Raw genomic sequence first — 21,056 nt, forward strand, 5'->3', positions numbered from 1 at the left:
GGTCTGACACCTCTCAGTTGTAGTCGGCAGTGATGGCTTCAGCGGTGGCGAGCAGGTCAGGCAGCAACTCGAGCACCTGCTCATAGTTCAGCAGTACGTCGGGTACGGACAACGACACGGCCCCCACAACGCGGCCCGTGCCGTCCTTGATCGGCGCACCGATGCAGTTGATGAACGACTCGTGCTCAGCCTTGTCCTGGGCCCAGCCACGCTCTTTGGTGGTCAGCAACTCATCCCGGAAGCGGTCCGGATCGGTGATCGTGTTCGACGTGTACGCCTTGTAGTCCAGCGTTGCGAGCACCGCGTCCCGCTGCCGCTTCGGCTGGGCTGCAAGGAGCACCTTGCCGACCGCGGTGCAGTGGAGTGCAGCCGGTACGCCGACCTGCGAGTACATGCGTACTGCGCGCATGCTGTCCAGCTTGTCGACGTACACGACCTCGCCGTTCTCCCACGCTGCCAGGTGGACCGTCTGGCCGGTCTTCTGGTTCAGCTCGCGCAGGTGCGGTGCAGCCACCTGCCGTACGACGTGCTGCTCGCGGGCGACGTCTGCCAGCGCGAAGAGGCGTGAGCCCAGGCGGTACCGGTGGGCAGCGTCCCGTCGTACGAACCGGTCCGCCTCCATGGTGCGCAGCAGCCGTAGCACTGTCGTCTTGTGAACGCCCAGCTCGGCAGCAAGCTGGTCGAGCGACCGCTCCCCCTCACCGAGGCTGGTGAGGATCTGCAGCGCACGGCCGAGGCTCTGGCTCATGCGGCACCGATCTTTGTTGCCGCCCACTCCTCGTCCGTCGCGTTGAGCAACCTCTCGCGCTCAGCTGCCACGGGAGGTGGCGCATGGTCCTCGGCGACCGTCAGCACAGCCGCAGCCGTGAGATGCCCCAGCCGCAACCGCTGCACCGCAGGCAACCCCTGCAAGGTCCCCGCCAAGAACCCGGCCGCGAACGCGTCACCGGCCCCGACAGTCTCCACAACCTCGACAGACAGTGCTGGGACCTCAGTGCGTCCGCCTGGCTCCAGCAGGATCGCGGTGTTCGCGTCGTCCTTCACGATCAGAGTCTTCGCGCCCAGCCGTTCGTACAGCTCGTCCGCATCGCCCGTACCGGCGAAGACCTCAGCCTCATCCGCCCCGATCAGCACGATGTCGGCGGCCTTCAGCAACCGCCACAGCGGCTCCGGGTCGCGCTCCCGCCACAACACCGGCCGCCAGTTGAGGTCAACGCTCAGCAGGAACTCCCGCGGCTCCGTCGCCAGCCGCTCCAGCATGTCCGAGCTGCTCGCCGAAATCGCCGCAGTGATCCCCGTGGTGTGTACGAGCTTCGCCTGCGCCAGCCGCTCACGTACCTCCGGCCGATCCAGGAACCCAGGCGCCATCGCAGCAGCCGCTGAGCCGGTCCGGTAGTAGTGCATCCGGGACCGGCCGTCCTCGGACTCCTTCACGTAGAGCGCCGTCGGCCGGTGCGGATCCAGCTCCACGCCCCCGACGTCGACGCCACGCGCCTGCAGGTCCCGGAGCACGTGCTGGCCGAATCCGTCGTCACCCAACCGGGAGATCCACCCGGTCGGTACGCCGAGCGCGGCCAGTCCGCCGGCCACGTTGCACTCCGCGCCACCGACCGACCGCCGGAAGATCTCGACGTCCGCCAGCGGCCCGGCGCCACCCGCGAGCATGATCATCGCCTCACCCAGGCAGATCGCGGCCGTTTCGGGCATCGGCACTCCTTTGCGGGCAGAGGTGATGGGATAGGTGTGCGTTGACGCGACTTCGGGCGCGATGCTACAACCGACGAGTCAGAATACGCAATGAGCGTTGCGTATTCTGCAATCCTAAACCCCAGGGGGTCTGATGCCTGCTTACGATGCCGACGCCGTCGCCGCTCTCGCCGATCAGCAGGTGAGCTGGCGGGACAAGGCGCTGCCGCCGGGTTTCTGGGGCCGAACGGTCGCCGAGGTGCTCGCCGACCGGCCGCGGCTGTCCCAGCTCCCCACGCCGCTGATGACGCTGTCCGCGTCCGGCCTGCGGCACAACGTCGACACACTTGCCACCTGGTGCACCCGGCACGGCGTCGAGCTCGCGCCGCACGGAAAGACAACGATGGCCCCCGCGCTCTGGGCGATGCAGCTGGACGCCGGCGCGTGGGCGATCACCCTCGCCAACGGGTTCCAGCTGGGGGTCGCCCGCGCGTACGGCATCCAGCGGGTCCTGATCGCGAACGCGGTGATCTCGCCGCTGCAGCTGCGCTGGATCGCCGACGAGCTCGCCGCCGACCCGTCGTTCGAGGTCTCGGTCTGGGCGGACTCGGTGCGCACCGTCGAGCTGATGGAGGAGGCCCGCTCGGCGTACGTCGGACCCGGCGCGCGGCCGCTCGACGTGATGGTCGAGGTCGGTGGCCTCGGCGGCCGGACCGGTGCCCGTGACGCCGAGACAGCACTGGCTGTCGGGCAGGCGATCGCCGACGCGTCGACGCTCCGGCTCGTCGGCGTGGCCGGGTACGAGGGCGCGATCGGGCACGGAGTCGACGAGGCCAACCTGGAAGAGGTCCGCGCCTATCTACGTGACCTGGCATCCGTCCACCACCGGCTCCGTCCGCTGTACGACGCGGACCTCGTTCCCGTGGTCAGCGCGGGCGGCAGCCAGTACTTCGAGCAGGTCGCGAAGGTCCTCGCAGCCGAGGCCGGCGAAGGTGCTCGCGTGGTCCTGCGTTCCGGCGCCTACATCTCCCACGACGACGGTCTGTACCGCCGGGTGTCGCCGCTCGGCGAGCACCCGCGAACCGATGGCGAGCAGCTCGTCGCCGCCATGCACGGATGGGTGCGGATCACGTCGCAGCCCGAGCCCGGCCTGGCGATCTTCGACGCGGGCCGCCGGGACTTCCCGTTCGACCAGGACTGGCCGGAGCCGCAGCTGATCCGGCCGCGTACCGCCGATGCAGAGGTGCTGCCGGCTACCGGGATGACGGTGACGAACCTCAACGACCAGCACGGTTTCCTGCACTTCGGCGACGTACCGGTGGTGATCGGCGACGAGCTGCGCGTCGGCCTGTCGCATCCGTGCACCGCCTTCGACAAGTGGGGTCTGATCCCGGTCGTCGACGATGCCGACGCCGCGGACCCTGTCGTGGTCGACCTGGTCCGGACGTTCTTCTGAGATGCTGAACATCACGGGGGCGCTCGTCGTCGACGGGTCCGGATCGCCCGGGTACCAGGCGGACGTCGCCGTCGACGGCGGCCGGATCGTGGCGATCGGCAACGACCTGCCGGCCGCGCACCGGACGATCGACGCGGACGGGCTGGTGCTGGCGCCCGGCTTCATCGACATGCACTCGCACTCCGACCTGCAGATCCTGGCGAATCCCGACCACACCGCGAAGGTCAGCCAGGGCGTCACGCTGGAGGTGCTCGGTCAGGACGGCCTGTCCTTCGCGCCGATCGACGACCCGACGCGCGCCGTCGTACGCCGGCAGATCGCGGGCTGGAACGGGGAGCCGGACGACTTCGACTTCTCCTGGTCCACCGTCGCCGGGTACCTCGACCGGCTCGACCAGGGCATCGCGTGCAACGCGGCGTACCTGGTCCCGCAGGGCACGTTGCGGATGATGGTCGTTGGGACGTCCAACCGTCCCGCGACGGCCGCCGAGCTGTCCCGGATGCAGCAGTTGCTCGCCGACGGGTTGCGGGACGGTGCGGTCGGGATGAGCAGCGGGCTGACGTACACGCCGGGGATGTTCGCGAGCTTCGACGAACTGGTCGCGCTGTGCACGGTCGTCGCGGCCCATGGCGGGTACTACGCGCCGCATCAGCGCTCGTACGGGAAGGGCGCGCTCGAGGCGTACGGCGAGATGATCGAGGTGGCGCGCCGTTCGGGCTGCGCGCTGCACCTGACCCACGCGGTGATGAACTTCGCGCCGAACGGCGGCCGCGGGGCCGATCTGGTCGCGATGATCGACAAGGCGCTGGCCTCCGGCGTCGACGTCACCACCGACACCTATCCGTACTTGCCGGGAGCAACGACCTTGGCTGCTGTCCTGCCGAGCTGGACCGCCGAGGGCGGGCCGGACGCCCAGCTCGCGCGGCTCCGCGACCCGTCCGCGCGGGAGCGCATCACGTACGAGCTCGAGCAGGTCGGCACCGACGGCTGCCACGGGTGCGTCGTCGAGTGGGACACGATCGAGATCGGCGGCGTCCGCAACCCGGCGCTGTCCGACGCTGTCGGCCACACCGTCGCAGTCCTCGCCGAGCAGTCCGGGAAGCCGGCCGCGGACGTGTTCTACGAGCTCCTGCTCGCCGACGACCTCGCCACGTCGATCCTGCAGCACGTCGGCCACGAGGAGAACGTACGCACGATCATGCGGCACCGGTCGCACACCGGCGGCTCGGACGGGATCCTGGTCGGCGGCAAACCGCATCCGCGCTCGTGGGGTACGTTCCCGCGCTACCTGGCGCACTACGTCCGCGAACTCGGCGTACTCGAGCTCGCCGACTGCATCCACCACCTCACCGGCCGCCCCGCCCGCCGCCTGCGCTTGACCGACCGCGGGCTGATCCGCGACGGGTACGCCGCGGACCTGGTGCTGTTCGACCCGGACACGGTCCGCGACGCCGCGACGTTCCCGGAACCTCGTCAACCGGCCGAAGGGATCCCGTACGTACTGGTCAACGGGGTCCCGGTCATCGACAACAACCACCGCACCGAGGCCAACCCCGGCCACGCGGTGCGCCGTACCACCTGAGAGGAAGCTGTTGTGAACACTCTGGACCTGCTCCGCGCCGACCGGGTTCTGACTGTCGTCCGCGCCCCGGAGATCTCGGACGCCCGCGACCTGTGCGCCGCGCTGGTCGCCGGCGGCATCCACGTCGTCGAACTCACCTACACCACCCCCGACCTCCCGCGACACCTCGAACGCGCCGCCTCCACGGCCGCCGAGACCGGCGCAGTCGTCGGCGCCGGCACCGTGCAGACCGCGAACCAGGCCACGCAGGCGATCAACGCCGGCGCCCAGTTCCTCGTCACCCCAGGTCAGGGGCCCGAGGCGGCCGCGATCGCCCAGGCCGCGGTGGCCGCCGGCATCCCGGTCGTCCTCGGCGCCTTCACGCCGTCCGAGGTGATGACCGCGCTCGCGCTCGGCTCCACCGCGGTGAAGATCTTCCCGGCCCACCACCTCGGCCCGAAGTACTTCAAGGACCTCAACGGCCCGTTCCCCGGCGTCCCGCTGATCCCGTCCGGCGGCGTCAACGCCACCAACGCGCACGACTTCCTGGCCGCCGGCGCCCTCGCCGTCAGCGCCGGCACCGACGTCGTCTCCCCCGCCGACGTCGCCGCCGCCAACTGGCAGTCCATCACCACCAAAGCCAAGTCCTTCTGCGCCGCCCTGTAGCTGCGTCGAGACGTCAGGCGACGTCTGGGCGTGTCATCAACGGCGCACGCAGGTGCAACTCGAGACTCGAGGTAGTCAACGGCAGGACGTTCCACGTCGCCGTAGCGATCCCCGCATCGGAGTCGACAACCAGCCGCACCCGATGCGGGCTCGTGATGACGAAAAGATCGGCCACGAACCTGCCGCCCTGCCAACCGCCGCTCGCCACGACAGGACGGCCGAGCGGCGAGCTCTCGCGCCACTCGCCATTGCCGACCGCGACCTGCAGAGCCGGCCCAAGCCGCACGAGCCAACCGCCGTCCACAGCTTCGACGGCAACCTCGGTCCCATCAGGCAGTGCCGAATCCTGAGCAGACGCGTCGATCTTCGCTGCACCGGACCTCGACTCCGCAGCCGAGCCCGGCACCGGAACGAACGACAGAGTCCGCAGCCGATCATCGAGGAGCTCATCGTCAGCTGCACTCGCGGCGATCCCCAGACTGGGCAACAGCAAGTCCCAGAAGACGCCCGGCACCGCAGCTGTTTCCTCGATCGCACCGGTGACGACAACCACGAGATCGTGCTCCGGGACGACCACGCAGTACTGACCGAACGCCCCGTGACCGTGGTAGCCGTGCCGCGACATCCAGAACTGGTAGCCGTACCCGCACAGGAAATCGGGATTCGGCGACCAGTTCGGCAACGGCACGCAGTCGACGTGCCGCCTGGTCGCGAGCTCCACCCACGCGCGCGGCACGAGCTGGCGATCGCCCCACAGACCTCCGCGCAGCAGCAGCTCACCGAAAGCGGCAACGGCCTCGGTCGTGAGATGCAGCCCATGGAATCCGAACGCGGCACTACTCGCCACCCGATCCCATTCGGCCCCCTCGATCCCCATCGGCGCGAAGATGCGCTCGTCGAGGAACTCCGGAAGGCCCTGGCCCGTCACTCGTTCGACCATCCGGGCGAGCACGAACGTGGTCGCGTTGTCGTACGTGTGCCGGGTCCCCTCAGGCTCCGCGGCCGGCACGCGCAGGAAGCCCTTTACCAGGTCGTCGGGCTCGAGCTGCCAGGCCTCGGCGAGGCTGTCCTCGTGGTGCCCGGCCGTCATGGACAGCAGGTGGTGAACGGTCAGGCGACGTCCCTGCTCCGAGATGTCGGCCGGTACGTGCTCGGGCAGCACGTCCACCACGCGGTCGTCCAGCGAGAGCAGGCCGTCCGCGATCGCGATTCCCACAGCGATTGAGGTGAACGACTTCGTCAGCGAGTAGAGCAGATGCGGCCGCTCGGCCGAGTACGGCGCCCACCAGCCCTCGGCGACGACGTGTCCGCGATGCACGATCATCAGGGAGTGACACTCGATGGACAGTTCGTCGAGCCGGTCCAGCAGCGCAATCACTGCGCGGGACGAGATCCCCGACGCAGCCCGCGGCGCCCGTGGCAGTAGTTCGCGTTGCGGAGACATCCCGGCACCATAACCGGCAGCTGCCCGCTCGCGCTCCGGAATTCCAACCTACTGCACGGTGATGCTGCCGTAGCTGGTCCGCAGGTAGACGTGATGCGAGGCCGAGGCATCGTTCGGTACGGCGACATGGGTCGACCCCTGCGCCGCGACAGCATCGATCGCGTAGTTCGTTGTCCGGGGCAACTGCAGCGTGATGGAGCCGTCGCTGGCGGTCGCGGCGAGCTGGTCCGGCGGGGCGTCGAACGCCATCGAGATGGAGCCTCGCCGGACGTCCACCGACACCTGCGTGCTGCGCACCCGCGCCAGGTCCACGGACCCGTCGCTGACATCGACCGCCAGCGGCGACGACAACCCGGCGACGTTGACCGTTGTCCCCTCGATCTTCGCCTTCACCGCTGCGACCGCCGGCACCTCCACCACCAGGTCCACGTGGCAGTGCGAGTCGGGGCACGTCGCCTGTACGACCAATTGACGACCGGCCGACGCGACTTGGACGTCGGGCCGTTGCGCCGTGTATGTCCCGTCGACCGTGACGTGCACCTGGCCGTCGAGGCTCGCCTCGATCTGCGTCGGCACATCGGCCTTGATCTGGACCCCGTCGGCACCGGGCGTGAAGGCCGCCGAATAGCTGTACGGCAGCTTCCCGCGGATCGTTCCGACCGTCACTGCCGCCCCGCCCACGACAACCGCGAGCAACGGCAACAACCCGACCAGCAACATCGTCCGCTGCGCCTTGGTGAGCTTCATCAGGTCCCCAAGTACCTGAGGACCGCGAGTACGCGCCGGTGCTCACCGTCTGTCGGCGCAAGCTGGAGTTTGAGGAAGATGTTGCTGATGTGCTTCTCGACCGCGCCCTCACCGACCACCAGCGCCTGTGCGATCCCGGCGTTCGACTTTCCCTCCGCCATTGCGCGGAGAACGTCCTGTTCCCGTCGGCTCAGCACAGCCAGCGGATCCGCCTTCCGGGACCGCACCAGCAGCTGCGAGATCACCTCCGGGTCCAGCGCCGCGCCGCCGGCCGCGACCCGGCGCAGTCCGTCGAGGAACTGATCCACGTCTGCGACCCGGTCCTTGAGCAAGTACCCGACACCGCCCGGGTTCCCGCCGATCAGTTCGCTCGCGTACCGCTCCTCGACGTACTGCGACAGCACCAGCACACCGACGTCGGCGTACTGCTCGCGGATGACCAGCGCCGCCCGCAATCCCTCGTCGGTGAACGTCGGTGGCATCCGTACGTCCACCACGCAGACGTCCGGCCGCTGCGCCGCGACCGCCTTCAGCAACGCGTCGCCGTCGCCGACCGCCGCGACCACCTCGCAGTCCTGCTCGTCGAGCAGCCGCACGATCCCCTCGCGCAGCAGCACCGAGTCCTCGGCGATCACGACCCGCATCCGTTGAACCTCCTCAGCCACACGGCACCTCCGCGATCAGCGTCGTACCGCCGCCCGGTGGACTGTCCACCGTCAGCCGTCCGTCCACCCCGGCCACCCGATCGGTCAGCCCCTGCAGTCCAGTGCCGCCGGCCGGGTCCGCTCCGCCGCGGCCGTCGTCTCGTACCTCGACCCGCAGGACGTCCTCCTCCCGGGTCACCCGCACCTCGGCGAGCGCGGCGTCGGCGTGTTTGGCGACGTTGGTCAGCGCCTCGGTCACGACGAAGTACGCGATCGACTCGATCGTCAGTGAAGGCCTGGGCCGTACGTCGACGCTCAACCGGACCGGTACCGGCGATCGGGCCGCGACCGCCGACAGCGCCGCGTCCAGACCGCGATCGGTCAGCACCGGCGGATGCAGTCCCCGGGTCAGGTCGCGGATCTCGGCGATCGCCTGCATCGCCTCGGAGTGCGCCTCCTCGATCAGCACCCGGACCGCCGGGTCCTTGTCACCGAGCCGGTTCTTCGCCCGGCCCAGGGTCATCGCCAGCGAGACCAGCCGCTGCTGGGCACCGTCGTGCAGGTCACGCTCCATCCGGCGCCGCTCGGACTCGACCGAGTCGACCACCTGCTGCCGGCTCTGCACCAACTGGTGGACGCGCTCGGCCAGTGCTCCGGACTCGGACGGCCCGAGCAGCTCCTTCACCAGCCAGCCGTCGAACGCCGACGCGGCCCGCATGATCAGCGGTGAGACGAAGATCAGGAAGACGCCCGCGAGCACGGCCACGATCGTGGCCGACGTCATGTTGTCGATCACGAACGGCCCGAGCTGGGCCTGGGACGCGGCGAAGCGCGTGTAGTACGCCGGGAGTGCGATCAGTACGGGCGGGATCGACCAGGCCACCACGACCGCGAAGATCCAGACTGTTGCCAGCAGCAGCAGTGCGACGTAATACGCGAACTGGCGCCAGAGTCCCGGATCGCCGAGCGCCAGCAGTGCGTCGTCGGTGCGGGAAGCGGTCGGCTGCCGCGGTACCAACGGCTGGACCTGCTGCCCGCGGGTGATCCGGGCGCGAGCCCGCTCCCAGCCGGCGATGACGTAGACCAGACGGTTCGCCCACATGCTGAGGGGGATCCCGATCAGCGCGAACGGCAGGCCGAGCAGGACCACGACGGTCGCGCACAGCACGAGCAGACCGGACGTCAGCACGACCACCGAGTCACCGAGCAGGTGGATGGTTGCCAACCACAAATAGGGGGACCGCCAGAGTCCCCACGGCGTCCGGGGAACCGGACTCGCAGCAGCATTCATCCGGGTCACCTCCCCGCGTCGGCGCCTGCTCGCGGTCACAACTTACGTGGTCGGTGCGGCGGGCGGCATCAGGACAACCCACGGATTCGACCGGGGGTTATCCCCACCTTTGTTCGTGGGCTGGCCGGACTGTGCGGAGCGTCCCGCGCCGGGATGCTCGATGACATGACGACGACAGATCTTCTCCGTACCGAGTCCGACCGGGCCATGGACGGGAAGCTCGGTGACGCGATCGACGACCGCGTGGCCGACGCGCTCGAGGACTACCTCGCCGAGGGCAGGCTGGACGGACGCATCCGCGCCCGCCGCTCCCCCGGCGGTCTGGCCGCGCTGGTCGCCGCTGGGGTCGCCGCGATACTCCTGCCCTGGTGCCTGATTCTCGCGGCCACGTTGCCGAGCAGCTACGAGGCCGGCCATTGGAAGCTGACCTGGATCGGTCTCGACTGCGGTACTGCGATCGCCGCCGGCCTCACGGCGTACCTGCTGCACAAACGCAACAGGCACGCCGCTCTGACCGCGATGGCTGCCGGAACGATGCTGGTGGCTGATGCCTGGTTCGACGTCAGCACGGCGGCGGCCGGCTTCGACCGCACACTGTCGCTCACCGAGGCGCTGCTGCTCGAGCTCCCGCTGGCCGTGTGCGCGTTCGTGGTCGCCGCCCGCGAGCTCAAGCGCTGATCAGCTCCAGCACCGGGCCCTCGTGCAACGCGCGGTAGACCTTGTCCCGCAGGGCATTCGCCTCCGCGTCGGTCAGCGTACGGTCCACCGGCCGCAGGACCAGCCTGACCAGGAGGTTCCGTTGACCGGGGGTCATCTGGAGACGCTCACGGGCACTCGTCGGCAAGTCGTCGTACGACGTTTCGCCCAGCACCTCCAGCGACTCCGCCGCATCCGCGTCCGGGCCCAGGGCATTGCGGACCTGGTCGCCGAGCACCTCCTCCGACACGTCCGTCGATGCGCCGACCACGACCGACAGGTCCCGCCGGACGGGAGGCATGGACGAGACCGCCTTGTACGGCATCAGATCGAGCAACTGTGCGGCCACCCGCGGATCGGTGGACCTGAGCAGCCGGATGTCGCGGATCCCCTTGCGGAGCATCAACAGCCGGTCGAGGCCCGGCCCCATTGCCAGACCGGTCCAGCTCTCGTCCAGCCCAGCCAGCCGGAGCACGTGTGGCGCCGCCACGCCACACTCACCGATCTCGATCCACTGATCGTCGAGCAGGACGTCGATCTGACGTCCGTGGATCGTGTACGGGTGGACCGCAGGAACGGTCCGGTACGTCTGGCCGGGCAGCACGGTGTCGACCAGCCGGGCGATCATGTCTTCCAGCTCCGGCTCGCCGAGCGTGACGTTGCGGCTGATCCGCCACAGGTCCAGCTGATGCGGCGTACCGGTGTGCTGCCAGTCGACGGAGTCCCGGCGGTAACAGATCCCCGCGCAGATCATCAGCACGTCGGAGGTGTCGGAGCTCGCTAGTTCGCGCAAGGCCGGCGGGATCATCGCCGAGGTGTGACTTCGCAACACCTCGTTCTCCGAGACGTAGCGGGTGTAGCGCGCCTCGCGCGTCACGGCATCGGTCGCGTAGCCGAGGTTGTCGTAGTTGTCGGCCAGTGGCACGACGGGATGATCGCGGCGCGTCCAGATCTCGGTGTACGGCCACGCGGAGCCGAGCGCGGCGCGGATCGCGTCGACGACGAGCTGGACGGCGTGCGGGCCCTGAGCCGGATCGCTGAGGTCGCGGAGCGTCAGGGCAGCGTGCAGTTCTTCAACAGTGAGGACAGGCATGGGTTTCTCTCCAGGATGACGGTCTCGACGGGGGTCCACCCCGGTCGGCCGCGGTCACCTCAGGAGAGAGCGCAGCAGCAGCTCACCCCGTCGGCACCGTCGTGCCGGCCGGGGCGCAGAAATCGCCGCCCGTGCTGCGTCATGTCCTCAACTCTACCCTCCCTGCACCAGCCGCACCGGTAAATTCCTGGACCGGTGCGACCGGCCTGGTGCGACGATGGGCCGCATGCGATGGATCGACACTCTGGACAGCGCGGCCGCCGAGAAGCTTCCCGAAGCCGTACACCGCTACTTCCGGCAGGGCTCCGCCGGCGGAGTCAGCGTCGGCGAAGCGACCGCGGCCTGGTCGGCGTACCGCTTCCGTCCGCACGTGCTGAACGACGTGTCCAGCATCGACATCAGTACGACGGTGCTCGGGACGCCGGTCGACGCCCCGATCCTGGTCGCGCCGTCCACGATGCAGCGGATGGCCGACCCGGACGGCGAGGTCGCGATGGCACGCGGCGTCAGCGCGGCGAAGTCGGTGCTCGGCGTCTCCAGCAACGCCGGCACGACGTTCGCCGACTTCGCGTCGACGGGTGTGCCGTGGTGGCTGCAGCTCTACGTCCTCCGGAACCGGGAGATCACCCGTCGGATGCTCGACGCGGCGGTCGCGGCCGGTGCCCGGGCGATCGTGCTGACCGTCGACACCCCGGTCGTCGGACGCAAGGAGGACGAGGGCGAATCGGTCTGGGATCTGGTGCAGCCCGGCCAGCTGCTGGCCAATCTGCCGGACGGCGACTGGACCGACGACGACCTCGGCAAGGCCGACGATCTGAACCCGGACGTGATCGGCTGGCTGCGGGAACGCACCGGCCTGCCCGTGGTGGTGAAGGGTGTCCTCCGCGGCGACGACGCCAAGCGCTGCGCGGACGCAGGCGCCGCCGGCATCATCGTGTCGAACCATGGCGGCCGCCAACTCGACGGCTCGATCCCGACCGCGCAGGCGCTGCCCGAGGTCGCCGAGGCGGTCGCGGGTAGCAACGTCGAGGTGTACGTCGACGGTGGGATCCGTCGCGGCGAGCACATCCTCGCCGCGCTCGCGCTCGGCGCACGTGCGGTGTTCGTCGGCCGTCCCGCGCTGTGGGCGCTGACCGTCGGGTCGTCCGAGGGCGTCACCCGCCTGCTCACCGACCTCGGCGAGGAGCTGGACCACGCCCTGCGGCTCGTCGGCGTCTCGAGGCCGTCGTCCCTGACGCCTGACCTGATCACCACCCGCTCGACGATCGGTGCGCAATGAGCCTGCGGATCGTCGCGCTGAATGCGTTCCTGCCCGGGTTCCGCGTCGTCCACGACTTCGCCAAGCGGAACGGGCACGAGCCCGCGCTGATCGTGACGCTGCCGGAGACCGGCAGGTACGGCGCGCCCGACCCAATGGTCGCGGGCCTGCCGGACGGGATGAACGTCCTCATCACCCGCAAGCTCAAGGCGGTCGCCGCGCCGGTGATCGCGGCGCTGCAGCCCGACGTACTGATCTCGGCGGCGTTCCCCCGGCTGATCCCCGACGAGATCCTCGCCATCCCGAAGTACGGCGCGATCAACTGTCACCCGTCACCGCTGCCGGCCGGGCGTGGGCCGACTCCACAACGGCTGATCTACGAAGGTGACGAGCGGGTCGGGGCGACCGTGCATCGCACCGCTGCCGAGTTCGACACCGGAGCGATCCTGGCGCAGCGGATCGGTCCACTGCCCGAGGACCTGAACGGCGCCGGGCTGATGCAGTCCTGGTACACCCTGCTCAGCGCCTGTCTCGACGAGGCCGTACCGCGCCTGGTGGCCGGCGACCCGGGCGAGCCGCAGGACCCGGCGGGCGCGTCCGAGGCACCGTTCTTCACCGACGCCGAGCGCCTGCTCGACCTGACCGAGCCGTCCCACACCATCCGCCGCAAGGCCGCGGCCCTCAACGTCACCGCCCCTACCGCCCAACTGAAGCTGGACGGCACCACCCACCAAATCACCCGAACAGATCGGGCCACCACCACGACTAGCTCCACCCCCGGGACCATCCTGGAGACGCATGCCGACGGCTGGACAGTCCAAACCGCCGACCACCCTCTCCGCCTGACCCGAGGCTGACAAGGGAGATGGCTCGAGATGGCCGGACATGCAGAAAGCCCCCGCGGGAGCGGGGGCTTTCTGGTGGAGCGTGGGTGGATCAGGCGTCGGCCTGCTCCTCCGAGAGGTTGCTCGTCGCGTTCGGGTCAACCTGAACGCCCGGACCCATCGTCGTCGAGAAGACCGTCTTCTTGATGTAGCGGCCCTTCGAGCTGGCCGGCTTCAGACGAAGGATCTCCTCGAGGGCGGCGCCGTAGTTCTCCGCCAGCTGAGCCTCGTCGAACGACGCCTTGCCGATGATGAAGTGCAGGTTCGCGTGCCGGTCGACCCGGAACTCGATCTTTCCGCCCTTGATGTCGTTCACGGCCTTGGTCACGTCCGGCGTGACCGTACCCGTCTTCGGGTTCGGCATCAGACCACGCGGGCCGAGGACCCGGCCGAGGCGGCCGACCTTGCCCATCAGGTCAGGGGTCGCGACGACGGCGTCGAAGTCGAGCCAGCCGTCGGTCACCTTCTTGATCATGTCGTCGTCACCGACGAAGTCGGCGCCGGCGGCCTTCGCGGCCTCGGCCTTGTCACCGGTGGCGAAGACGAGGACCCGTGCCGTCTTGCCCGTACCGTGCGGAAGGTTGACGGTGCCACGCACCATCTGGTCGGCCTTGCGAGGGTCGACCCCGAGACGCATCGCGACGTCGATCGTCGAGTTGAACTTCTTGCTGCCCGCCGCCTCCTTGGCCAGCTTGATGGCCTCGAGAGGGGTGTACAGGTGATCGAAGTCGATCTTGTCCGCGATCGCGCGGTATGCCTTGCTGCGCTGTGCCATTTCTGAGTCTCCTGTGTGCGAACGGTTGCTCGTCGTTCGCGGGTTGTGGTGATCGGGCGAAGTGCGCCCTGCCACTCCTGCTGGTCCACCGCGGCGGACCGGGTGACGTTACTTGTCGACGACGACGCCCATCGAACGGGCGGTGCCCTCGATAATCTTCATCGCGGCGTCGATGTCGCGCGCGTTGAGGTCCGGCATCTTGGTGGTGGCGATCTCGCGGACCTGGTCCTTGGTGATCTTGCCGACCTTGTCGCGCTGCGGAACGGCGGAGCCCTTCTGCAGACCGGCGGCCTTCTTGATCATCTCCGGCGCCGGCGGCGTCTTGGTGACGAAGGTGAAGGAACGGTCTTCGTAGATCGTGATCTCGACCGGTACGACGTTGCCGCGCATGGACTCTGTCTGGGCGTTGTACGCCTTGCAGAACTCCATGATGTTGACGCCGTGCGGACCGAGCGCGGTACCGACCGGCGGTGCCGGCGTCGCGGCACCGGCCTGGAGCTGCACCTTGACCAGGGCAGCAATCTTCTTCTTGGGAGGCATTCTGTCGGGTCCTTAGACTTTCTGGATCTGGTTGAAGCTGAGTTCCACCGGGGTCTCCCGGCCGAAGATCTCAACCAGGGCCTTGATCCGCTGGGCCTCGGCGTTGATCTCCGTGACTGTGGCGTGCAGGGTCGCGAACGGCCCGTCGACCACCATGACCGAATCGCCGACACCGAAGTCGGCGACCTCGACCTTCTTCTTGGCCGCGGTCTTGGCAGGTGCGGCGCCGGCTTCGGCTGCCGCCGCTTCGGCCGCCGCCACGACGGCCGGAGCAAGCATCTTCTCCACCTCTTCGAGGCTGAGCGGGACCGGCTTCTGGCTGTTCCCGACGAAGCCGGTCACCGACGGCGTGTGCCGCACGGTCGACCAGGACTCGTCGGTCAGATCCATCCGGACCAGCACGTAGCCCGGCAGCACCGTGCGCTTCACCATCCGGCGCTGCCCGTTCTTGATCTCGGCGACCTCTTCGGTCGGCACGATGATCTCGAAGATGAAGTCCTCCATGTTCAGGGAGTTGATCCGGTTCTCCAGGTTGCCCTTGACCCGGTTCTCCATCCCTGAGTACGTGTGCACGACGTACCAGTCGCCGAACTGCGAACGCAGCCGGCTGCGCAGCTCCTCGAGCGGGTCGCCCGGCTCTTCGGGCTCCGCCTCCGCGGCGTCGTCGTCCTCGTCGCCGTCGGTCGCGTCCGCGGAAGCAGCTGCGGTGGCGTCCTCGTCGTCATCGTCGGTGTCGTCGTCGTCGGAGTCGGCGCTGGAGAAGACCACCTCGTCCGGCGCGGCGGCCGGCTCCTCGGTGCTCAGCGGCGCGGTCTCCGCGGTCTCGTCGGCGAGCTCCTCGGCGGCATCCTCGACGTCGTCCGCCGTCACCACTTCACTGGCCTCGGACTCGTCGGCCGCCGGGACCACCACGACCGGCTCGTCGTCCGACGTGTCGGCATCGGCCGGCGGCGTCTCGGCCTCGTCGTCGGCGGCGTACTCCGCGACGTCCACTTCGCTGTCGTCCTCGTCGTCGTCCTCGTCCTCGTCGTCGAGGTCCGCGAACGGGTCGTCGCCATCGTCGGCGGCGTCACCGAACAGGTCGTCATCGTCGGTGGCGTTCTCGTCGAAGTCGACCTCGAGGTCATCGGAGGCGGATACGTCGAACTCGCCCTCGTAGTCGAGGACCTCGTCGTCGCGCTCGGACACGTCGTACTCCGTCATCTGTTCATCGGGGTCTTGGCTGCTTCGGATCGGGCCTGGGGCCCGGGGCCTTCGGGAGGTCGTTGGTCGTCGCGGGCGTTCCTCAGCCGAAGACCTTGAACATCGCCCAGCCGAAGGCGAGGTCGAGAACCGAGACGATCGCGATGACGAACACCACGAAGGTCAGGACGACCACGAAGTAGGTCGAGAGCTGCTTGCGGGTCGGCCAGACGACCTTGCGGAGCTCGGCCACCACCTGCCGGTAGAAGCGCAGCAGGCCCCTGCCCTGCTTGCCTTCAGCAGGCTTGCCGGCGCCGGACGGTGCCGGGGTGCGCGTCTCCGTCACGACCTACCTCTTTCGCTAGCGGCGGCCTGACCGGCCCTGCGCCGGTCAGGATTTGCAGGGCACGAGGGACTTGAACCCCCAACCTTCGGTTTTGGAGACCGATGCTCTGCCAGTTGAGCTAGTGCCCTCTGCAATCCATCTGGACGCCGCGTCGGACCTGATCTCGGGCATGCCGGATCAGGGCCATCAACGCCCGGACTAGAGAAGTGTACGGGGTCTGCGCCCCATGGTCGAACTGAGGCCCTCGCCCGCACGACCCCTGTACCGAATTACTCAGCCGGGCGCCGCACCGCGTTGAGAACCATACAGCCTCCACGTGCTGCCAACGGACCACACCCCCTGGGCGTTCCCGCCTCAACCAGTGGAACCCGGTGGGTCCGTCGGTGGCGGGGTGCCAGGATGGATGCATGGGTTCCAGGATCTCGGCGCGGATCGGCGCCATCAGTGAATCGGCGACGCTGGCGGTGGACAGCAAGGCGAAGGCGCTCAAGGCGGCCGGGCGCCCGGTGATCGGATTCGGCGCCGGCGAGCCGGACTTCCCGACACCGGACTACATCGTCGAAGCCGCCGTCGCGGCCGCCCGCGACCCGAAGAACCACCGCTACACCCCGGCCGGCGGCCTGCCGGAGCTCAAGCAGGCGATCGCCGCGAAGACCAAGCGCGACTCCGGGTACGAGATCGACCCCGCGCAGGTGCTGGTCACGAACGGCGGCAAGCACGCGGTCTACAACGCGTTCGCGACGCTCCTCGATCCGGGCGACGAGGTGCTGCTCCCGGCCCCGTACTGGACGACGTACCCGGAGGCGATCCGGCTGGCCGGCGGCGTACCGGTGGAGGTGCTCGCCGACGAGAAGCAGAACTACAGCGTCACCGTCGAGCAACTCGAGGCGGCCCGGACCGGGAAGACCAAGGCCCTGCTGTTCTGCTCGCCGTCCAACCCGACCGGTGCGGTCGACAGCCCGGAGGCGATCGAGGCGATCGGCCGGTGGGCCCTCGAGCACGACCTGTGGGTGGTCACCGACGAGATCTACGAGCACCTGACGTACGGCGACGTTCGCGCGACCTCGATTCCCGTTGCGGTACCCGAGCTCGCGGACAAGACCGTCGTACTGAACGGTGTCGCGAAGACGTACGCGATGACCGGCTGGCGGGTCGGCTGGATGATCGCCCCGCTCGACGTGATCAAGGCCGCCACGAACCTCCAGTCGCACCAGACGTCGAACGTCAGCAACATCGCCCAGCGCGCCGCCATTGCCGCGGTGTCCGGCGACCTGAGCGCGGTCGACGAGATGAAGGTCGCGTTCGACCGGCGCCGACGGACCATGGTCCGGATGCTCAACGAGATCCCCGGCGTCGAGTGCCCGGAGCCGACCGGAGCGTTCTACGCGTACCCGTCGGTCAAGGGTGTGCTCGGCAAGGAGATCGGCGGCCGTACGCCCACATCGTCCGCGGAGCTGGCCGACCTGATCCTGGACGAGGTCGAGGTGGCGGTCGTACCGGGCGAGGCGTTCGGCGCGCCCGGGTACCTGCGCCTGTCCTACGCCCTAGGCGACGACGACCTGGCCGAGGGCCTGACCCGGATCGCCAAGCTGCTGAGCTGACATGGACGCCCACCACTCACCAACCTCACCCGGCGCGGGACTCTCGCGCTCGGCGGCCGCGACGCGGGCAGCTGCGCGGGGTTTGGTGAGTGCTGCAGGTCCGCCGCCGATTTCTCTCTCGGCGCTGTGCGTCGGTAACCTTCTGTGATGACGCAGCGGGATCTGCGGGTGCTGCCCAAAACACACCTGCATCTGCACTTCTCCGGGTCGATGCGGCATCTGACGCTGGTCGAGCTGGCGGACAAGCACGGCGTCCGGCTGCCGGACGCACTCCGGACGGACTGGCCGCCGGACCTGTCGGCGGCCGACGAGCGCGGCTGGTTCCGGTTCCAGCGGCTGTACGACATCGCGCGGTCGGTGCTGCGGACCGAGGACGACGTCCGGCGCCTGGTGCGTGAAGCCGCCGAGGACGACCGGGCGGACGGCTCGCGCTGGCTGGAGATTCAGGTCGACCCGTCCGGGTACGCCAATCGCTTCCACGGGATCACCGAGTTCACCGACCTGGTGCTGGACGCTGCGCGGGACGCGTCCGCGTCGACCGGGATCGACGTCCAGGTGATCATCGCGGCGAACCGCACGCGGCACCCGCTGGACGCCCGAACGCTCGCGCGCCTCGCCACGCAGTACGTCGGACGCGGTGTGGTCGGGTTCGGGCTCTCCAACGACGAGCGGCGCGGTACGACGTCGGAGTTCGCGGCAGCCTTCCGGATCGCGCGGCAGGCCGGCCTGCTGTCTGCACCGCACGGCGGCGAGCTGTGCGGAGCCGCGACCGTCCGCACCTGCCTGGACGAGCTGGGCGCGGGCCGGATCGGGCACGGCGTCCGCTCGGTCGAGGATCCGGATCTGCTCAAGCGTGTGGTCGACGCGCAGATCGCCCTCGAGGTCTGCCCCGCGTCGAACGTCTCGCTCGGCGTCTACCGCAGCCCCGAGGAGGTCCCGCTCCGCAAGCTGTACGAGGCCGGCGCCCGGATCGCCCTCGGCGCCGACGACCCGCTCCTGTTCGGCTCCCGCCTCGCCGAGCAGTACGAGACCGCCCGCACCGTCCACAACTTCACCGACCCCGAACTGGCCGACCTCGCCCGCTCCTCGGTCCTCGCCTCCACAGCCCCACCGGAAACCCAAAAGTCCCTCCTCACCGAAATCGACCAATGGCTGGGCGCCCCAGCACCAGTCCCGGCCTGACCACCTACCTCGCCCGCCACGGCCAGACCGAGTGGAACACCGCCGGCCGCCGCCAAGGTCGCCTCGACTCACCGCTTACTCCGCACGGCTCCGACCAGGCCCACAGGAACGCCCAGCTGCTGAGTGGCGAGGGGATCGACGCGGTCTTCGCCAGCCCGCTCGGTCGTGCGCGTCGGACGGCGACGATCATCGGCACGGAGCTCGGCCTCGGCATCCGGGTGGTCGACGACCTGGCCGAGATCGACCACGGGTTGTGGTCAGGCCTCACGGCCGCTGAGATCGATGCGAGGTGGCCGGGGCAGCGGGCAGTTCGGGAGCGGGACAAGTACACATTCCGGTTTCCGAACGGCGAGAGCTATGCCGATGGGGCGGCACGTGCCGGACGCGTGCTCGCGGAGATCGCGCAGACCGGGGTGCGGCGGCCGTTGGTGGTGTCGCACGAGATGATCGGGCGGATGCTGCTCCGGCAACTCGGCGTACCGGATGCGCTCGGGATGCAGCAGCCTTCGGACGTTGTCTTCCGCGTGCGGGCCGATGGGATGCTGGAGCGGCTGGGGTCCGGATAAGTGCTGGTTGGGTTCTGGTTCGGGTCATTGTTAGGGCGTGCGGGCGGGCATAACTTTGCGTACATGACGCCGACGAAGATCCTGTTGCCAGAGGACGAGCTGCCGACCCGTTGGTACAACGTGCTTCACGACCTGCCGACGCCTCCGCCGCCGGTGCTGCATCCGGGGACAGGGCAGCCGATCGGGCCGGACGATCTTGCGCCGCTGTTCCCGATGGACCTGATCATGCAAGAGGTCTCCCAGGAGCAGTACGTCGACATTCCCGGAGAGGTGCTGGACGTCTACCGGCTGTGGCGGCCGAGCCCGCTCTATCGGGCGCATCGCCTGGAGAAGGCGCTCGACACCCCGGCGCGCATCTACTACAAGTACGAAGGCGTCTCCCCGGCCGGATCACACAAGCCGAACACGGCAGTCCCGCAGGCGTACTACAACGCGAAGTCCGGCGTCCGGAAGCTCACCACCGAGACCGGCGCAGGCCAGTGGGGTACGGCCCTCGCGTTCGCCTGCGCGCAGTTCGGGCTGGAGTGCGAGGTCTGGCAGGTGCGCGCGTCGTACGACCAGAAGCCCTACCGGCGGACGATGATGCAGGTCTTCGGCGCGACCGTGCATCCGAGCCCGTCGGACCTGACCGAGTCCGGGCGGAAGATCCTCGCCGGCGACCCGGACTCGACCGGCTCGCTCGGGATCGCGATCAGTGAGGCCGTCGAGTCCGCCGTGCAGGATCCCGAGGTGCACTACGCCCTCGGCTCGGTGCTCAACCACGTGCTGATGCATCAGACCGTGATCGGCGAGGAGGCGCTGATCCAGCTCGCGATGGTTGGCGAGACCCCCGACCTGATCGTCGGCTGCACCGGCGGCGGGTCGAACTTCGGCGGTCTGGCGTTCCCGTTCCTGCGGGAGAAGTGGGCCGGCCGGATGTCCCCGGTGGTCCGCGCCGTCGAGCCGGCCGCGTGCCCGTCGCTGACCCAGGGGACGTATGCGTACGACTTCGGCGACACGATCGGGATGACGCCGCTGATGAAGATGCACACCCTCGGCCACGACTTCGTCCCGGACCCGATCCACGCGGGCGGCCTGCGCTACCACGGCATGAGCCCGTTGATCAGCCACCTCTACGAGACCGGCGAGATCGAGGCCGTCGCCAAACCACAGTCCGAATGCTTCGCCGCCGGAGTCCAGTTCGCCCGTACGGAAGGAATCGTCCCCGCACCCGAGCCCACCCACGCTCTCGCCGCCACCGTCGAGGAAGCCCAGCGCTGCAAGGAGTCCGGCGAGGAGAAGGTCATCCTCACCGCGCTCTGCGGCCACGGCCACCTGGACCTGGCTGCGTACGACGCCTACCTGTCCAACGCCATCACCGACCGCACCTGGGAGGACGCCGACATCCAGTCAGCCGTGGCCGCAGCCCTGACCCGACTCCCCGCCCTCAGCTGACCCC

Annotated in this window: 21 protein-coding genes and 1 tRNA gene; 10 read left to right on the forward strand and 12 right to left on the reverse strand. The window is 69.1% G+C overall.

The features are described 5' to 3' along the window. Positions 1-13 precede the first annotated feature (13 nt). Entirely contained in the window at positions 14-748 is a 735-nt protein-coding gene (locus tag ACGFI6_RS19700; protein WP_393120411.1) for an IclR family transcriptional regulator, read from the reverse strand. Further along, complete coding sequence (locus tag ACGFI6_RS19705) at positions 745-1,707, reverse strand: sugar kinase (protein WP_393120413.1); 963 nt, start codon at positions 1,705-1,707, stop codon at positions 745-747. The genes ACGFI6_RS19700 and ACGFI6_RS19705 overlap by 4 nt, the downstream gene beginning before the upstream one ends. A 133-nt stretch (positions 1,708-1,840) precedes the next feature. Here ACGFI6_RS19705 and ACGFI6_RS19710 point away from each other — a divergent pair, with 133 nt between their 5' ends. Genes ACGFI6_RS19710 through ACGFI6_RS19720 form a run of 3 tightly spaced genes read left to right on the forward strand, consistent with a single transcriptional unit; the run spans position 1,841 to position 5,369 of the window. Then, the gene (locus ACGFI6_RS19710) at positions 1,841-3,142 is read left to right on the forward strand and encodes an amino acid deaminase (RefSeq protein ID WP_393120415.1); all 1,302 of its coding nucleotides are present in this window, start codon (positions 1,841-1,843) and stop codon (positions 3,140-3,142) included. Position 3,143: 1 nt separating this feature from the next. Beyond that, positions 3,144-4,724: an amidohydrolase family protein gene (locus tag ACGFI6_RS19715; protein ID WP_393120417.1), complete on the forward strand. Its 1,581-nt coding sequence runs from the start codon at positions 3,144-3,146 to the stop codon at positions 4,722-4,724. A gap of 12 nt (positions 4,725-4,736) precedes the next feature. Further along, positions 4,737-5,369: a bifunctional 4-hydroxy-2-oxoglutarate aldolase/2-dehydro-3-deoxy-phosphogluconate aldolase gene (locus ACGFI6_RS19720; RefSeq protein WP_393120419.1), complete on the forward strand. Its 633-nt coding sequence runs from the start codon at positions 4,737-4,739 to the stop codon at positions 5,367-5,369. 13 nt (positions 5,370-5,382) lie between these two features. Here the strand turns inward: ACGFI6_RS19720 and ACGFI6_RS19725 are convergent, their stop codons facing one another. Genes ACGFI6_RS19725 through ACGFI6_RS19740 form a run of 4 tightly spaced genes read right to left on the reverse strand, consistent with a single transcriptional unit; the run spans position 5,383 to position 9,429 of the window. Further along, positions 5,383-6,813 (reverse strand): serine hydrolase domain-containing protein, encoded by a 1,431-nt coding sequence (locus ACGFI6_RS19725; RefSeq protein WP_393120421.1) that lies wholly within the window; start codon positions 6,811-6,813, stop codon positions 5,383-5,385. A 48-nt stretch (positions 6,814-6,861) separates the two neighbouring features. After that, complete coding sequence (locus tag ACGFI6_RS19730; protein ID WP_393120423.1) at positions 6,862-7,560, reverse strand: DUF4097 family beta strand repeat-containing protein; 699 nt, start codon at positions 7,558-7,560, stop codon at positions 6,862-6,864. Continuing rightward, positions 7,560-8,204, reverse strand: coding sequence for a response regulator (locus ACGFI6_RS19735; protein ID WP_393121265.1), 645 nt, complete (start codon positions 8,202-8,204; stop codon positions 7,560-7,562). Before ACGFI6_RS19735 ends, ACGFI6_RS19730 begins: the two co-directional genes overlap by 1 nt. 13 nt (positions 8,205-8,217) lie before the next feature. Further along, complete coding sequence (locus ACGFI6_RS19740) at positions 8,218-9,429, reverse strand: sensor histidine kinase (RefSeq protein WP_393120424.1); 1,212 nt, start codon at positions 9,427-9,429, stop codon at positions 8,218-8,220. A 231-nt stretch (positions 9,430-9,660) separates the two neighbouring features. On the opposite strand from ACGFI6_RS19740, the gene ACGFI6_RS19745 reads away from it, so the two are divergent. Then, on the forward strand, positions 9,661-10,173 hold the full coding sequence (locus ACGFI6_RS19745) for a hypothetical protein (RefSeq protein WP_393120426.1): 513 nt from the start codon (positions 9,661-9,663) through the stop codon (positions 10,171-10,173). Here ACGFI6_RS19745 and ACGFI6_RS19750 read toward each other — a convergent pair. Beyond that, the gene (locus ACGFI6_RS19750) at positions 10,163-11,284 is read right to left on the reverse strand and encodes a hypothetical protein (protein WP_393120428.1); all 1,122 of its coding nucleotides are present in this window, start codon (positions 11,282-11,284) and stop codon (positions 10,163-10,165) included. The genes ACGFI6_RS19745 and ACGFI6_RS19750 overlap by 11 nt on opposite strands. A 226-nt stretch (positions 11,285-11,510) precedes the next feature. Between ACGFI6_RS19750 and ACGFI6_RS19755 the strand changes: the two genes are divergently transcribed. Next, positions 11,511-12,563 carry an alpha-hydroxy acid oxidase gene (locus ACGFI6_RS19755; RefSeq protein WP_393120430.1) on the forward strand — a complete coding sequence of 351 codons (1,053 nt, stop codon included), beginning with the start codon at positions 11,511-11,513 and terminating at the stop codon, positions 12,561-12,563. Continuing rightward, positions 12,560-13,399 carry a methionyl-tRNA formyltransferase gene (locus ACGFI6_RS19760; protein ID WP_393120431.1) on the forward strand — a complete coding sequence of 280 codons (840 nt, stop codon included), beginning with the start codon at positions 12,560-12,562 and terminating at the stop codon, positions 13,397-13,399. The genes ACGFI6_RS19755 and ACGFI6_RS19760 overlap by 4 nt, the downstream gene beginning before the upstream one ends. A gap of 79 nt (positions 13,400-13,478) precedes the next feature. On the opposite strand, the gene rplA is transcribed toward ACGFI6_RS19760, so the two are convergent. The 5 genes from rplA to ACGFI6_RS19785 all read right to left on the reverse strand — a co-directional run bounded on the left by rplA (position 13,479) and on the right by ACGFI6_RS19785 (position 16,397). Beyond that, positions 13,479-14,201 (reverse strand): 50S ribosomal protein L1, encoded by a 723-nt coding sequence (gene rplA, locus ACGFI6_RS19765; RefSeq protein WP_393120433.1) that lies wholly within the window; start codon positions 14,199-14,201, stop codon positions 13,479-13,481. A gap of 108 nt (positions 14,202-14,309) precedes the next feature. Then, positions 14,310-14,741 carry a 50S ribosomal protein L11 gene (rplK, locus tag ACGFI6_RS19770; RefSeq protein WP_130441571.1) on the reverse strand — a complete coding sequence of 144 codons (432 nt, stop codon included), beginning with the start codon at positions 14,739-14,741 and terminating at the stop codon, positions 14,310-14,312. 12 nt (positions 14,742-14,753) lie between these two features. Beyond that, positions 14,754-15,653 carry a transcription termination/antitermination protein NusG gene (gene nusG, locus ACGFI6_RS19775; protein ID WP_393121267.1) on the reverse strand — a complete coding sequence of 300 codons (900 nt, stop codon included), beginning with the start codon at positions 15,651-15,653 and terminating at the stop codon, positions 14,754-14,756. A 373-nt stretch (positions 15,654-16,026) separates the two neighbouring features. After that, positions 16,027-16,269: a preprotein translocase subunit SecE gene (secE, locus tag ACGFI6_RS19780; protein ID WP_344191576.1), complete on the reverse strand. Its 243-nt coding sequence runs from the start codon at positions 16,267-16,269 to the stop codon at positions 16,027-16,029. A gap of 55 nt (positions 16,270-16,324) precedes the next feature. Continuing rightward, positions 16,325-16,397, reverse strand: a tRNA-Trp gene (locus tag ACGFI6_RS19785). A 279-nt stretch (positions 16,398-16,676) separates the two neighbouring features. Here ACGFI6_RS19785 and ACGFI6_RS19790 point away from each other — a divergent pair. From ACGFI6_RS19790 to ACGFI6_RS19805, 4 genes are all read left to right on the forward strand, one after another. Beyond that, positions 16,677-17,870 (forward strand): pyridoxal phosphate-dependent aminotransferase, encoded by a 1,194-nt coding sequence (locus ACGFI6_RS19790; RefSeq protein WP_393120436.1) that lies wholly within the window; start codon positions 16,677-16,679, stop codon positions 17,868-17,870. A gap of 147 nt (positions 17,871-18,017) precedes the next feature. Then, positions 18,018-19,052 (forward strand): adenosine deaminase, encoded by a 1,035-nt coding sequence (locus ACGFI6_RS19795; protein WP_393120438.1) that lies wholly within the window; start codon positions 18,018-18,020, stop codon positions 19,050-19,052. Further along, a complete protein-coding gene (locus tag ACGFI6_RS19800) occupies positions 19,019-19,618 on the forward strand; it encodes a histidine phosphatase family protein (protein WP_393120440.1) in 600 nt (199 codons plus the stop codon). The genes ACGFI6_RS19795 and ACGFI6_RS19800 overlap by 34 nt, the downstream gene beginning before the upstream one ends. 63 nt (positions 19,619-19,681) lie before the next feature. After that, positions 19,682-21,052, forward strand: a complete 1,371-nt coding sequence (locus tag ACGFI6_RS19805; RefSeq protein ID WP_393120442.1) for a TrpB-like pyridoxal phosphate-dependent enzyme — start codon at positions 19,682-19,684, stop codon at positions 21,050-21,052. Positions 21,053-21,056 lie beyond the last annotated feature (4 nt).

It is taken from the genome of Kribbella sp. NPDC048928 (assembly GCF_043197975.1).
GTDB lineage: Bacteria > Actinomycetota > Actinomycetes > Propionibacteriales > Kribbellaceae > Kribbella.

Coding starts and splice junctions, on each gene's coding strand:
- ACGFI6_RS19700 (WP_393120411.1), bottom strand. CDS start 748: ATGAGCCAGAGCCTCGGCCGTGCGCTGCAGATCCTCACCAGCCTCGGT.
- ACGFI6_RS19705 (WP_393120413.1), bottom strand. CDS start 1,707: ATGCCCGAAACGGCCGCGATCTGCCTGGGTGAGGCGATGATCATGCTC.
- ACGFI6_RS19710 (WP_393120415.1), top strand. CDS start 1,841: ATGCCTGCTTACGATGCCGACGCCGTCGCCGCTCTCGCCGATCAGCAG.
- ACGFI6_RS19715 (WP_393120417.1), top strand. CDS start 3,144: ATGCTGAACATCACGGGGGCGCTCGTCGTCGACGGGTCCGGATCGCCC.
- ACGFI6_RS19725 (WP_393120421.1), bottom strand. CDS start 6,813: ATGTCTCCGCAACGCGAACTACTGCCACGGGCGCCGCGGGCTGCGTCG.
- ACGFI6_RS19730 (WP_393120423.1), bottom strand. CDS start 7,560: ATGAAGCTCACCAAGGCGCAGCGGACGATGTTGCTGGTCGGGTTGTTG.
- ACGFI6_RS19735 (WP_393121265.1), bottom strand. CDS start 8,204: ATGCGGGTCGTGATCGCCGAGGACTCGGTGCTGCTGCGCGAGGGGATC.
- ACGFI6_RS19745 (WP_393120426.1), top strand. CDS start 9,661: ATGACGACGACAGATCTTCTCCGTACCGAGTCCGACCGGGCCATGGAC.
- ACGFI6_RS19750 (WP_393120428.1), bottom strand. CDS start 11,284: ATGCCTGTCCTCACTGTTGAAGAACTGCACGCTGCCCTGACGCTCCGC.
- ACGFI6_RS19755 (WP_393120430.1), top strand. CDS start 11,511: ATGCGATGGATCGACACTCTGGACAGCGCGGCCGCCGAGAAGCTTCCC.
- ACGFI6_RS19760 (WP_393120431.1), top strand. CDS start 12,560: ATGAGCCTGCGGATCGTCGCGCTGAATGCGTTCCTGCCCGGGTTCCGC.
- rplA (WP_393120433.1), bottom strand. CDS start 14,201: ATGGCACAGCGCAGCAAGGCATACCGCGCGATCGCGGACAAGATCGAC.
- rplK (WP_130441571.1), bottom strand. CDS start 14,741: ATGCCTCCCAAGAAGAAGATTGCTGCCCTGGTCAAGGTGCAGCTCCAG.
- ACGFI6_RS19790 (WP_393120436.1), top strand. CDS start 16,677: ATGGGTTCCAGGATCTCGGCGCGGATCGGCGCCATCAGTGAATCGGCG.
- ACGFI6_RS19795 (WP_393120438.1), top strand. CDS start 18,018: ATGACGCAGCGGGATCTGCGGGTGCTGCCCAAAACACACCTGCATCTG.
- ACGFI6_RS19800 (WP_393120440.1), top strand. CDS start 19,019: ATGGCTGGGCGCCCCAGCACCAGTCCCGGCCTGACCACCTACCTCGCC.
- ACGFI6_RS19805 (WP_393120442.1), top strand. CDS start 19,682: ATGACGCCGACGAAGATCCTGTTGCCAGAGGACGAGCTGCCGACCCGT.